The organism is Paraburkholderia jirisanensis (assembly GCF_054782355.1).
Genome location: NZ_BAAGSQ010000033.1, coordinates 795202 through 807734, shown reverse-complemented (window position 1 = coordinate 807734; position 12533 = coordinate 795202). Strand labels below are relative to the sequence as shown.

Here is a 12533-nt window from a genome sequence, read left to right as displayed (position 1 = left end):
ACGGAAGAACCTGACGATGAAGCTCGCGCTTTGCAAGATACGACTGGTGGCCCACCTGCTGTACGGCATGTGGGTCGTGGCGACCCGCTTCCCGCGCGCGTCGAAAGACGAGCGCGACGAACTGAACCGCAAGTGGTCGCTGCGTTTTCTGCAGATCGCCGGCATGCGCCTTGTCGTGCATAACGATGCCGCGCGGATCGACGCGGGGGTGCTCGTCATTGCCAATCACATCTCGTGGATCGATATCTACGTGATCAATGCGTGGCGGCCGACGCACTTCGTATCGAAGGCCGAAGTGCGCAAATGGCCGGTGGTCGGCTGGCTCGCGGCGCAGCTCGGCACCGTGTTTATCCAGCGCGAAAAGCGCAGCGAAGCGAAACGCATCATGCAGGAGCTGGCGCAGCGGCTCGAGCAAGGCGAGGCGATCTGCGTGTTTCCGGAAGGCACGACATCGGATGGCGTCGAGTTGCTGCCGTTTCACTCGAACCTGTTCCAGGCGGCGGTGTCGGCTGCGCGGCCGGTGCAGCCGCTGTGCCTGTATTACGAGGATGCGCACGGTAAACAGTCGACGGCGCCTGCGTATATTGGCGACCTGTCGCTGGGCGAGTCGCTTGATGCGCTGTTGCGCGGCGCGCCGCTGACCGCGCATGTGTATGTGGGCGAGGCGCTTGCGCCTGGTGCAGAACGGCGTGTGCTGGCCGCCGAGGCGCAGGCGGTGGTGGGCGCGGCGCTCGCGCAGTTGCAGGGTGGCGCTGGGCGGGACACGCGGGGCGTGCTGGTGGGGGCTGCCCAGGGCACTCGCGACAACGACATACGCGACGCGCAAGACATACAGGACGCGCAGGCAGACCAGCCTCAGCCAGACCGGCCTTTCGCGCAGTAAGGCTGTACATGCCGCTGCCCGCGCAGCGGCTCCATGCAAAACAAGGGCGCCGTGTTGCACCGCACAGAGTGACGGTGCCCGATGCATTACACTGCGGCGATGCCCTTCGACCCCGACTTCTACTTGTGGCGCGCCCTGAGCAGTGTGGGCGACGCCGCGTTGACATTGCCGATCGCCGCCGCCTGCGCGATCTGGCTGTGGTTTTCCGCACGCCATATGGCGGCGCGCTGGATGCTGCTGCTGGCGGCCGGCATGGCGCTGGTCGGCGCGACGAAGATTCTGTATGCCGGCTGCGGCGTCGAGATCTCGTCGATTGGATTCAGGATGATCAGCGGGCACACGACGCTTTCCACTGCGGTGTGGACCGTTGCGATCACGCTGCTATGCCGGTGCCTGGGCGGCAATGCGCGCGTCGGTGTAACCATCGGGCTGCTGGTGGGCGCGCTGACCGCGGTTGCGCGCGTATTCGACGATGCGCATACGGTGGCTGAAGTAGTCGCGGGATGGCTGCTGGGCGCGACTGTCGCGGTGCTGTTCGTGCGCATGTTCGTGCGCGCGCAGGTGCCGCTGTTCAAGCCGCGCTTTGCGGCGTTTGGTTTGCTGTTGATCGCGACGTTTGCATATGGGCATCACGCACCGATTCAGGACATGATCGAAGCGTATTCGCCGGGGGTTTGTGCGCGGTTGTTGCCGGGGCTTGCGCAGGAGCGTTGAGCTCCGGATCAAGGAGTAGGGCGCCGCACGCGAATCGGCTAATATTGCTGCTATTCAGCGAGAACCAAAGGCAAAAGATCATGAAAATACTCAGTCTTGCCAGTCTGGTTTTCGTTGGACTATCTGCAAGTGCTCACGCCGATGTCATTCACGATAATCTGAATCGCAGCACGGCTACGACAACAGAAAGTTGGATTGATACGAAGTGCAAGGAGTGGACCGCGCCCGCTGTCAAATTCAGTGTCGACGGACCGACCGTCGACGTGGGCAGGTTGGCGCTGCTACTCGCTGCCAACGCTGTAGCGTCGGGTACCGGTGCCCGGACAATCGAACTGGACCCTCGTGCGTGCAACCGGGGTCAACTGGCGCGCCAACCATAGTCGCTTCTGCGGCCCATTCATTTTCTGCAGCAATTCTATTCGACGTCGTTGGCGGCCCGGCATCCCGCACATTCCACCTGGGTTAGCGCACGATGCTCCGGGTCGGGTGTGAGTGTGACTGCAGACAACTTGTTGCCCCAAACGCAGCCCGAGTCGAGCCCAATGACGTTATCGCGCATCAGCAGGCCGAGCGCTGCCCAATGGCCGAACACGACGGTAACGTCGCTGGTGCGTCGTCCCGGCACCTCAAACCAGGGCATATAGCCGTTCGGTGCCGAATCGAGGCCGCCGCTCGACGTGAAGTCCATCTGGCCGTCGGCATTGCAAAAACGCATGCGGGTCAACGCGGTGCAGGTCAGACGCAGGCGGTCGATACCCTTCAGGCCGGACTTCCAGCGGCTCGGCTCATTGCCGTACAGGCCGGCGAGCGTTTCTTTCCAGTTCGGCGCGCGTAGCGCACGTTGCAGATCGTCAGCGAGTTCCATGGTCAGCGTCGCGTCCCATTGAGGCGGAACGCCGGCGTGGACCAGCAGCGTGTCGTTTTCGAAATGCGCGAGCGGGCGATGGCGCACCCATTCGAGCAGGTCCTGCGCGTCGGGCGCGGCGAGGATTTCGTCGATCGTGTCGCCTTTTTTCGACTTGCGGATGCCGGCCGACACCGATAGCAGGTGCAGATCGTGGTTGCCGAGGACGGTTACCGCACGCTCACCGAGGGCGATCAGGTCGCGCAGCGTGGCCAGCGAGCCCGGGCCGCGATTGACGATGTCGCCGGCGAACCACAACGGCGTGTCGTCGGATGGGGCGGCTTTGGCGAGCAGGCGCTTGTATTCGGTGTGGCAGCCTTGGAGGTCGCCGAAGGCGAGGGGGGGAGGCCTCTTGAAAATGGTCATCTACAGTCGGTTCGGATAAGCTTGCTGCGAGTCGTTTCATGTGCGCAAAGGCACCGACGCGGGCGAGAGACCAGGCCCTAATGCCGATGTGCCCATTCGCGTGACGTGTACCGATGCCCTTTCGCTGCACGAGCGTGCGCATCGCCTTGCGCGCACGTCGACTGCACGATATCGCGTGACATAATACTTTGTTTTGAAGCCTTGGCATCGGCCAACACGAGCTCGGGAGTAACCAAAGTTCGTGGTGAGTTTGTCGGTCGAACTGCGTGGCGAGCTCAACCGAGGGGATAGCATGATTATCGTGACCGGTGGTGCCGGCTTCATCGGTGCCAACTTTGTGTTGGACTGGCTGCGCCTGAACGACGAGCCAGTCGTGAACATCGACAAACTGACCTACGCGGGGAATGCGCAGACGCTTGCGTCGCTCGAAGGCGATGCGCGGCACATCTTCGTGCAGGCCGACATCTGTGAGCGCGCCACGCTCGACGCGCTGTTTGCCACCCACAAGCCGCGTGCCGTGCTGCACTTCGCGGCCGAGAGTCACGTCGACCGCTCGATCGATGGGCCCGGCGAGTTCGTGCAAACCAACGTGGTCGGCACCTTTACGCTGCTCGAGGCAGCCCGTGCTTACTGGAATGGACTCAGCGGCGCGGCGAAAGACACGTTCCGCTTTCTGCACGTTTCGACCGACGAGGTGTTCGGTTCGCTCGAAGCTACCGACGCCGCTTTCAACGAGCATACGCCGTACGCACCGAATAGCCCTTATTCGGCGAGCAAGGCGGCCTCGGACCATCTGGTGCGCGCGTATCACCATACCTATGGTTTGCCCACACTCACGACGAACTGCTCGAACAACTACGGTCCTTACCAGTTTCCCGAGAAGCTGATTCCGCTGACCATCATCAATGCGTTGGCGGGCAAGAAGCTGCCGGTGTATGGCGATGGAAAGAACGTGCGCGACTGGCTGTACGTCGGCGATCACTGCGCGGCAATCCGCACTGTGCTCCAGCAAGGTGTGCCCGGCGAGACATACAACATCGGCGGCTGGAACGAGAAGGCGAATATCGACGTCGTGCATACGCTGTGTAGTGCACTTGACGAGTTGCGGCCATCGGTCTCCGGTGCACCGTATGCGTCACAAATCGAATTCGTGAAGGACCGTCCGGGACATGACCGCCGCTATGCAATCGACGCAACACGCATCGAGCGCGAACTCGGCTGGCGGCCTGCGGAGACGTTCGAGACCGGCATGCGCAAGACGGTGCTGTGGTATCTCGCCAATACCGAATGGACCGCTGGCGTGACGAGCGGCGCTTATCGGCACTGGATGGAAACGCACTACGCGGGGGCGGTTTGACCGGAATCGGGATGCAACGCAAGGGCATTATTCTCGCGGGTGGATCGGGTACGCGGCTTTACCCGATCACGCATGCGATCTCGAAGCAGTTGCTGCCGGTGTACGACAAGCCGATGATCTACTACCCGCTGTCGACGTTGATGCTGGCGGGCATTCGCGAGGTGCTGATCATCTCTACGCCGCAGGACTTGCCGCGCTTCGAGGCAATGTTGGGCGACGGCCAGCGGTGGGGCATGTCGTTGCGGTATGAGGTGCAACCGTCGCCGGACGGGCTTGCGCAGGCGTTCGTGATTGGCCGCGAATTCCTCGGCGGCGCACCGAGCGCGCTGGTGCTGGGCGACAACATCTTTCATGGCCACGACCTCGCGCTGCAGTTGCGGCACGCCAACGCGCGAACCGATTGCGCGACGGTGTTTGCGTACCACGTGAACGATCCGCAGCGTTACGGCGTGGTCGAATTCGACCCGCAGCTACGCGCGGTATCGATTGAAGAGAAGCCGGCACAGCCGCGTTCGTCGTATGCGGTGACCGGCCTGTACTTCTACGACAGCGACGTCTGCGACGTCGCGGCGAGTATCAAGCCTTCGGCGCGTGGCGAATATGAGATCACCGACGTCAACTCCCACTATCTGCGTGCCGGCAAGCTGAACGTGGAGATCATGGGGCGCGGCTATGCGTGGCTCGACACCGGCACGCACGACTCGCTGATGGACGCGGCCATGTTCATTGCGACACTGCAGAAACGCCAGGGGCTGGTGGTTGCGTGTCCGGAGGAGATCGCGTACCGGCAAGGCTGGATCGATGCGGAGCAGTTGTTGAGGCTGGCAGCGCCGCTCGCGAAGAACGACTACGGTCGATATCTGCAGAATCTTTTGACGAACAGGGTGGTATGGCAATTACAGTAACCGCGACGGCGCTGCCTGAAGTGAAGGTCATCGAGCCGCGGGTGTTCGGTGATGCTCGGGGTTTGTTTTGGGAAAGCTTCAATGCGCGTGAGTTTGCGGAGCACGTGCAGGCCGGCGTTGAGTTTGTGCAGGACAATCATTCGCGATCGGTGAAGCATGCGCTGCGGGGAATGCACTATCAGATTCAACATGCGCAAGGAAAGTTGGTGCGGGTGATCGGCGGAGAGGTGTTCGATGCCGTGGTGGACATGCGTGAAGGCTCCCGGAATTTTGGCAAATGGACGGGGCAGCATTTGAGCGCGGACAATAAGCGGCAACTTTGGATTCCTCCCGGCTTTGCGCACGGATTTCTAGTGCTGTCTGATATGGCCGATTTGGTCTATAAGACCACCGACTATTGGTATCCGGAGCATGAGCGATGTCTGCTGTGGAACGATCCGGATGTGGCAATCAAATGGCCTATCGTCGAGGCTCCAATTCTGGCCACCAAGGATGTGAATGGTCAGCGGCTTGCCGAGATCGATCGCTACTGATGGGGGGCAGGTTCGTGGCAGTCTGCTCCGCGAAGGCATCGCGTATTTGAGCTACGGCCGGACTGTAAGCAAGACACCTCTATAATCTGGACTCGGCGCCCGAGTGACCGGTAAATTCAGTGGGCGGATTGAGGACTGTCTGCAATTTATACCTATGAACCAACGCACTAATCCCGTCATTCTTGTGACCGGCGCAACCGGGCAGGTGGGCAACGCGCTGGTCGAGCAGTGTTCCGGGTTGGGCATCGTCGTAGGGGCCGACAGGCGTGTGTTGGATCTAACGGATTTCGCGCAAATGCGACGCGCGATCGCAGAAATCCAGCCTACGGTTATTCTGAATTGTGCCGCTTACACTGCGGTGGACAAAGCGGAAGCTGAGCCGCAACTGGCAATGCAGATAAACGGCATAGCGCCGGGCGTTCTCGCAGAAGAGGCACGTCGCGTTGGCGCGTTGCTCGTTCATTATTCAACCGACTACGTCTTCGATGGTACGAAAGACGGCCCATACGTTGAGTCCGACAGTCCGCAGCCTCTAAACGTGTACGGACAGAGCAAGCTGGCTGGGGAGCGTGCTATCGAGCAGGTGGGTGGTGCATGGGTGGTGTTGCGTACGAGTTGGGTATATGGTCTGCACGGCAAGAACTTCCTGCTTACCATGATGCGTCTCGGCGCTGAGCGTCAGGAATTGTCCGTGGTGGCGGATCAGTTCGGTGCGCCAACATGGTCCAGAACGATCGCGGAGATGACAACGCGTATGCTGCGCACAGCGCCCACGTTGCACGGCGAAGCATTGCCATGGTGGACGGAACGCGCGGGCATTTACCATATGACAGCTTCGGGCGCTACGAATTGGGCCGAGTTTGCTGAGGCGATCTTTGCACACACATCGCCCAGTGCAGCACCGAAAATCGTGCCGATAACAACCGCGCAGTATTCTGCCCCAGCGCGGCGACCATCCAACTCGCGGTTGTCGAACGAAAAGCTTGCGAGCGTGTTTGGTATCGCTGCGCCGCACTGGCACGCAGAACTGCAGCGCTGCCTGCAGCCGGTGGATGACGGTTCGACGTTGCGATAATCCGCCACGCTCGTGCCCCGTAGTTGCTCAATACGCGCACAGTAACCGACAATAGCGGGTCGCAGGAACGGGGCGTCCCTTCCTGTTGGTTTTGGGTTTTTCTTCCGTCGCGACATTCAATTAAGGACTTGACTTGAGTGGACTTTTGAGCGCCCTGTTCAGGTACAGGGGCTTCATCATTGGCAGCGTAAAGCGCGAGTTTCAGACACGCTATAGAACCAGCATGCTTGGTGCAGCGTGGCTGGTCTTGCAGCCTCTCGCGATGATCCTCGTGTACACAGTCATTTTTTCGGAAGTGATGAAGTCGCGCATGCCCGGTGTTCAAAGCACGTTCGGATACAGCATTTATCTGTGTGCAGGCATATTGTCCTGGGGGCTGTTTGCCGAAATCGTGTCGCGAGGGCAAGGAGTATTCATCGAGCACGCGAATCTGCTCAAGAAACTCAGCTTTCCCCGGATCGCGTTACCTGTAATCGTGACGATCTCGGCGCTGATTAATTTCGTCATTATCTTTTCTTTGTTTACGGTTTTTCTGATTTTCAGCGGCAATTTTCCGGGTACGCCGTTCATTGCTATTGTTCCGCTGCTCATTGTTCAGATCGTATTCAGTATCGGCCTCGGCATCACGCTTGGCGTGCTCAACGTATTTTTTCGCGACGTTGGGCAATTTATGACGATTTTTCTGCAATTCTGGTTTTGGTTTACGCCTGTCGTCTACCCCTGGCATGCGCTTCCCGAGCGTGCAAGGGCGTTGATCGCGTTCAATCCGATGGCCGATCTGATCATGGGCTATCAGGCTATTCTCGTGAACCGAGCGTGGCCAGACTGGAGCGTGGTGTGGCCCGTGTTCGTGGTGGGGCTGCTGCTATGTATGTTTGGCTTGCACCTGTTCCGGCGGCACGCGGCAGAAATGGTCGACGAGCTGTAGGTGCGGCGCGCGTTTGCGCGCCCTTTGTTCAGAGGGAAGGAAGAGGGCGTCGGCTATAATCTGTCGAGTCTGGCGTTACCAACGTGCGGTGCGGTTATCGCACCGAGAGCTTTCTAAGGAGATGGAATTGACGAGCGCAGTTGTGACTGGCATCACAGGACAAGACGGAGCGTACCTCACCCAATTGCTGCTGGAGCGCGGCTACGACGTCTACGGTACGTACCGTCGTACCAGTTCGGTCAACTTCTGGCGCCTCGAAGACCTCGGTGTCCAGAATCACCCGAAGCTTCATCTGGTCGAGCATGACCTGACCGATCTCGGCGCAACTATTCGCCTTATCGAGAAGGCCGAGCCGCGAGAGGTCTACAACCTTGCCGCACAAAGCTTCGTTGGCGTTTCGTTCGAGCAGCCCCGTACTACCGCCGAGATCACCGGGGTGGGTGCGTTGAACGTTCTCGACGCCATTCGTATCGTCAACAGCAAGATCCGCTTCTACCAGGCATCTACGTCCGAGATGTTCGGCAAGGTTCAAGCGGTGCCGCAAAAGGAAGACACGCCGTTCTATCCGCGTAGCCCGTACGGCGTTGCGAAGCTGTATGCGCACTGGATCACGGTCAACTACCGTGAGTCATACGATATTTTCGGCTCGAGCGGCATTCTGTTCAATCACGAGTCACCGCTGCGTGGCCGCGAGTTTGTGACCCGCAAGATCACCGATTCCGTTGCGAAGATTTCGCTTGGCAAGCTGGACGTGTTGGAACTTGGGAACCTTGACGCAAAGCGCGACTGGGGTTTCGCCAAGGAATACGTTGACGGTATGTACAAGATGCTCCAGGTCGAGCGGCCGGACACGTATGTGCTCGCAACCAACCGGACGGAGACAGTTCGCGATTTCGTGTCGATGGCGTTTCGCGCGGTTGGCATCGAGATCAAGTGGCGTGGCGAGGCGGAGCGCGAAGAGGGCGTGGACGCGTCGAACGGCAAGGTTCTGATTCGTGTGAATCCGAAGTTTTACCGGCCGGCTGAGGTCGAGTTGCTGATCGGTGACGCGTCGAAGGCGAAGGCGGAACTCGGCTGGGAGGCGAAGACGTCACTTGAAGAGCTTTGCAAATTGATGGTCGAGTCGGATTTGCAGCGAAACAAGATTGGCTTCTCGTTCTAAGCCGCCATGCACAACGTTCTGATCACTGGCGCGAATGGCTTTACTGGAGCATATGTTCGCGACGAGCTGGTGCGCGCCGGATGCACCGTATTGGGAACCAGCGTTGGTGAAGTCGCTGGCGAATCGGAACGCCAACTCGATATCACGTCGCTGGCAGACTGCCGCAAGGTAATCGAGGAGGTCCGCCCGAGATTTATCGTTCATCTCGCGGCGATCAGCTTCGTCGCACATGACGTTCCGCTGGATATGTATCACGTTAACGTGATCGGGACGTTGAATCTGCTACAGGCGTGCGCGGACGTTGGACATCGTCCCGAGAAGGTTCTCGTAGTGAGCAGCGCCAATGTGTACGGCAACGCTGGCGGTGTGATCGACGAGAGTGTGATTCCCGCGCCGGTCAACCACTACGCCGCAAGCAAGCTGGCGATGGAAAGCCTGGTCAGGACGTGGTTTGATCGGTTGCCCATCGTGATGGTGCGTCCTTTCAACTACACGGGGCGGGGACAGTCGTCCCGCTTTTTGATCCCGAAGATCGTTTCGCACTTTGTCGATCGTCGCCCGGTTATCGAACTGGGCAACCTCGACGTTGCTCGAGACTTCTCCGATGTGCGGACCGTGGCGCGGTTTTATCGCGCCTTGCTTGAATCGGACGTCGCATCGGAAGTGGTGAACATCTGCAGCGGACAGCCTTATACGCTGCAGGAAGTGCTGCAAATGGCTCGCGAAGCGTCAGGTCATGACCTTGAGGTTCGGGTGAATCCGGCGTTTGTGCGAGAGAACGAAGTCAAGATTCTCGTTGGTTCTTCGAAGAAATTGCACGCTGTTGTTCCCCATGTGCAACCGATCAATATTCGCTCGACTATCGACTGGATGGTCAAAGGCTGAAGTGCGTTCCTCATAAGCTGTTCAAGCGAGGGGCGCATGGCTTGCAACAGCCAAGCGGCGACGGGCAGCGCGTCACGGCTACACGCTGAGTGGTGGTCAAAGAACATATGTGGCGCGTCGACACAGTGTGTCGACAGCGCAAGCCACGTAGATACGCGGATCAAGAGCAAATGGGCAGTATTTCCGTACAAAAGGTTGCTAAGGCCTATAAGCAGTACCCTTCGCGATTCGGCCGACTGCTGGAGTGGCTTTCGCCTGTTCCGATCACTCGCCATAAAACGAAATGGGTGCTGCAGGACGTAAGCTTCGAGGTCGAGCAAGGCGAGGCGGTGGGCCTTGTGGGCATCAATGGTGCCGGCAAAAGCACGCTTCTCAAGATGATCACCGGAACGACGCAACCGACAAGCGGCACGATTGCAATGACGGGGCGCGTGGCGGCGATGCTCGAACTCGGGATGGGATTTCATCCGGACTTTACCGGGCGCCAGAATGTGCTTATGGCCGGGCAGCTGCTCGGCCATTCCGTAGATGAGATCAACGCGCATATGCAGCAGATTGAGGATTTCGCCGAGATCGGCGATGCCATCGATCAACCAGTGCGTGTGTACTCGAGTGGGATGCAGATGCGGCTCGCGTTCAGCGTAGCTACGTTCAATCGACCGGATATTCTGATCATCGACGAAGCCTTGTCGGTTGGAGATGCATATTTCCAGCACAAGAGTTTCGACCGGATCAGAGCGTACCGCGAAGCGGGTACGACGCTGCTGATCGTATCTCACGACAAGTCTTCAATTCAGGCGATCTGCGACAAGGCGATCCTGCTGAATGCAGGAAGGCTCGTCAAACAAGGTCCACCGGAAGAAATCTTTGACTATTACAACGCGCTGCTAGCTGACAAGGAAGCACTCTCAGTGCGTCAGCTCACGACAAGCGAAGGTAAATCGCAGACGGTGTCGGGATCGGGGGAAGCATCAATTGCAAGCATTCGCATTGTGGATGCACAAGGTACGCCCGCTGAAGTTATTGATGTGGGCAGTCCTGTCAGGCTGGAAATCGATGTTGCTGTGCATGCAGATATCAAGGAACTGGTGCTCGGTTACATGATAAAAGACCGGCTTGGTCAATCGATCTTTGGAACAAACACCCATCATTTGGAACGCTCCGCTACGTCGCTAGTGGCTGGCGATCGGATGCGATATCAGTTTCTTTTTCCGATGAATCTGGGCGAAGGATCGTATTCGATAGCGACGGCATTGCACGCAGGCCACTCACACGTTGGCCAGAACTACGAGTGGCGTGATCTTGCGGTAGTGTTCCAGGTACTAAACATGTCAAGAAAGAGGTTCGTCGGTTGCGCATGGTTGGAGCCGACGCTCACCGTCGAACATTATCAGGATTAGGAAGAGTCGGGCACGCTATGGTCACGGATGATTTTTACCGCGCACTGGAAGACCGCTTCCGCGGCGATCGAGACGTCATAAAACGGCGCCAGAGGATTTACTTGCCGATCGTTGAGGCTCTCGCGGCCCGTATCCCGAAAAAGATGCTAGATGTTGGCTGTGGCCGTGCAGAGTGGCTGGAGTTGCTGTCAGAGCGTGGTGTGCCCGCTGAGGGGCTCGATCTGAACGAGGACTTCGTGCGGGCGGGCGTCGATAGGGGGCTTTCGGTGTTCGCAGCCGATGCGATGCAGCACTTGCGCTCACAACCGGATGGTGCCTATGCTCTAGTCAGTGCGTTTCACGTCGTCGAGCATCTTGGATTTACCCAGTTGCTGGAATTTCTTAAGGAAGCGCATAGGGTCGTGGATGATGGCGGTGCCATTTTGCTAGAGACACCTAATCCGGCGAATCTGGTTGTGGGTGCGTGCACTTTCTATCTCGACCCAACGCACGAACGGCCTATCCCATCGTTGCTGCTTAGTTTTGCTGCCGAGTATTCTGGGTTTGGACGGGTTGTTGTCGTGCCTGTCAACAAAGGCGAAGTGGAGAATAATCTGCGGCTCATGCCGGGCGAGTTGCTGGGTGCAACAGTTATCAACAATGTCGTGTCCGCGTTGGATCAGAATCTGATGCAGGCGCCGGACTATGCGATCATTGCTTTCAAAAATCAGGATTCCGACCTGATAAAAATCGCCGAGTCACTCGTGAGCGCTTCTCCACTATCAGTCTCAAAGGACGAGGAGGAAGACGTGAATGCGTTGATAGAGAGAGTTCTTGAGGCAGAAAAGGAAGCAGTGCTGTGGCGCGAAAAGCTTCGAACCGCAGAGGAGTCGTTGCGTAGCTCCGAACGGGCTTCGATTGAACTGAAGGCGGTTGCCGTCGATGCTCAGGCACGCGCCGCGTCTGCAGAGGTAACTGCAAACACCGCGCGTCAGCAGGTGGATGCACTGATGAACAGCACATCATGGCGGATAACCGGGCCCATTCGTAGAGTGATCGGTAGCATGAAGTCGGTGGGCTTCTCGCGACAAGGCGTCAAGCGCGTAGCTCGCCCTGTGCTGGTTCGCGGAGCAACTTTTTTACATGCTCATCCGACGTTGAAGCAGCGTGTGGCGGACACGCTGCGACGTTATCCTGGACTGCGTGCAAGACTGGTGGGCATCGCCGGAAACGAGGCGCTCGGTGCCGCGCCTGCGACGGTGGCCGTCGAATCGGTTGAGCAATTGACCGCGCGAGCGCAGACGGTCTATCAGGATTTGTTGCAGTCCAAGAAATCAGACATCAATAACTAATTAATATTCGCCAGAACAACTATGCGAATCGTTTTGGACTTACAGGGTTGCCAGTCTGTTAGCAGATTGCGAGGAATTGGACGTTATAGC

Annotated in this window: 12 protein-coding genes; 11 read left to right on the top strand and 1 reads right to left on the bottom strand. The window is 58.5% G+C overall.

Annotated elements, in window-relative coordinates:
- Positions 1–16: 16 nt before the first annotated feature.
- Together ACYVNQ_RS35605 and ACYVNQ_RS35600 are read left to right on the top strand one after the other, a co-directional pair.
- Positions 17–883 (top strand): lysophospholipid acyltransferase family protein, encoded by an 867-nt coding sequence (locus tag ACYVNQ_RS35605; RefSeq protein WP_460910085.1) that lies wholly within the window; start codon positions 17–19, stop codon positions 881–883.
- 123 nt (positions 884–1006) lie between these two features.
- Positions 1007–1597: a phosphatase PAP2 family protein gene (locus tag ACYVNQ_RS35600; RefSeq protein ID WP_460911239.1), complete on the top strand. Its 591-nt coding sequence runs from the start codon at positions 1007–1009 to the stop codon at positions 1595–1597.
- Positions 1598–2012: 415 nt separating this feature from the next.
- On the opposite strand, the gene ACYVNQ_RS35595 is transcribed toward ACYVNQ_RS35600, so the two are convergent.
- Entirely contained in the window at positions 2013–2867 is an 855-nt protein-coding gene (locus ACYVNQ_RS35595) for a symmetrical bis(5'-nucleosyl)-tetraphosphatase (RefSeq protein WP_460910083.1), read from the bottom strand.
- 292 nt (positions 2868–3159) lie between these two features.
- Between ACYVNQ_RS35595 and rfbB the strand changes: the two genes are divergently transcribed.
- From rfbB to ACYVNQ_RS35550, 9 genes are all read left to right on the top strand, one after another.
- Positions 3160–4224 (top strand): dTDP-glucose 4,6-dehydratase, encoded by a 1065-nt coding sequence (gene rfbB, locus ACYVNQ_RS35590; RefSeq protein ID WP_460910081.1) that lies wholly within the window; start codon positions 3160–3162, stop codon positions 4222–4224.
- Positions 4225–4235: 11 nt separating this feature from the next.
- Positions 4236–5129, top strand: coding sequence for a glucose-1-phosphate thymidylyltransferase RfbA (gene rfbA, locus ACYVNQ_RS35585; protein WP_460910079.1), 894 nt, complete (start codon positions 4236–4238; stop codon positions 5127–5129).
- Positions 5114–5662, top strand: a complete 549-nt coding sequence (gene rfbC, locus ACYVNQ_RS35580; RefSeq protein WP_460910077.1) for a dTDP-4-dehydrorhamnose 3,5-epimerase — start codon at positions 5114–5116, stop codon at positions 5660–5662. Before rfbA ends, rfbC begins: the two co-directional genes overlap by 16 nt.
- A 154-nt stretch (positions 5663–5816) precedes the next feature.
- Positions 5817–6737, top strand: coding sequence for a dTDP-4-dehydrorhamnose reductase (gene rfbD, locus ACYVNQ_RS35575; protein WP_460910075.1), 921 nt, complete (start codon positions 5817–5819; stop codon positions 6735–6737).
- Positions 6738–6870: 133 nt separating this feature from the next.
- Positions 6871–7665 carry an ABC transporter permease gene (locus ACYVNQ_RS35570; protein WP_460910073.1) on the top strand — a complete coding sequence of 265 codons (795 nt, stop codon included), beginning with the start codon at positions 6871–6873 and terminating at the stop codon, positions 7663–7665.
- A gap of 127 nt (positions 7666–7792) precedes the next feature.
- Complete coding sequence (gene gmd / locus ACYVNQ_RS35565) at positions 7793–8827, top strand: GDP-mannose 4,6-dehydratase (protein WP_460910071.1); 1035 nt, start codon at positions 7793–7795, stop codon at positions 8825–8827.
- A gap of 6 nt (positions 8828–8833) precedes the next feature.
- Positions 8834–9712, top strand: coding sequence for an NAD-dependent epimerase/dehydratase family protein (locus ACYVNQ_RS35560; protein ID WP_460910069.1), 879 nt, complete (start codon positions 8834–8836; stop codon positions 9710–9712).
- Positions 9713–9882: 170 nt separating this feature from the next.
- Positions 9883–11112 carry an ABC transporter ATP-binding protein gene (locus tag ACYVNQ_RS35555; protein WP_460910067.1) on the top strand — a complete coding sequence of 410 codons (1230 nt, stop codon included), beginning with the start codon at positions 9883–9885 and terminating at the stop codon, positions 11110–11112.
- 17 nt (positions 11113–11129) lie between these two features.
- On the top strand, positions 11130–12443 hold the full coding sequence (locus ACYVNQ_RS35550) for a class I SAM-dependent methyltransferase (RefSeq protein ID WP_460910065.1): 1314 nt from the start codon (positions 11130–11132) through the stop codon (positions 12441–12443).
- Positions 12444–12533 lie beyond the last annotated feature (90 nt).

Bases quoted from the DNA above. Each gene is read 5' to 3' on its own strand.
- ACYVNQ_RS35555 (WP_460910067.1), top strand. From the start codon at position 9,883: ATGGGCAGTATTTCCGTACAAAAGGTTGCTAAGGCCTATAAGCAGTAC.
- rfbA (WP_460910079.1), top strand. From the start codon at position 4,236: ATGCAACGCAAGGGCATTATTCTCGCGGGTGGATCGGGTACGCGGCTT.
- rfbD (WP_460910075.1), top strand. From the start codon at position 5,817: ATGAACCAACGCACTAATCCCGTCATTCTTGTGACCGGCGCAACCGGG.
- rfbC (WP_460910077.1), top strand. From the start codon at position 5,114: ATGGCAATTACAGTAACCGCGACGGCGCTGCCTGAAGTGAAGGTCATC.
- ACYVNQ_RS35605 (WP_460910085.1), top strand. From the start codon at position 17: ATGAAGCTCGCGCTTTGCAAGATACGACTGGTGGCCCACCTGCTGTAC.
- ACYVNQ_RS35560 (WP_460910069.1), top strand. From the start codon at position 8,834: ATGCACAACGTTCTGATCACTGGCGCGAATGGCTTTACTGGAGCATAT.
- ACYVNQ_RS35550 (WP_460910065.1), top strand. From the start codon at position 11,130: ATGGTCACGGATGATTTTTACCGCGCACTGGAAGACCGCTTCCGCGGC.
- rfbB (WP_460910081.1), top strand. From the start codon at position 3,160: ATGATTATCGTGACCGGTGGTGCCGGCTTCATCGGTGCCAACTTTGTG.
- ACYVNQ_RS35595 (WP_460910083.1), bottom strand. From the start codon at position 2,867: ATGACCATTTTCAAGAGGCCTCCCCCCCTCGCCTTCGGCGACCTCCAA.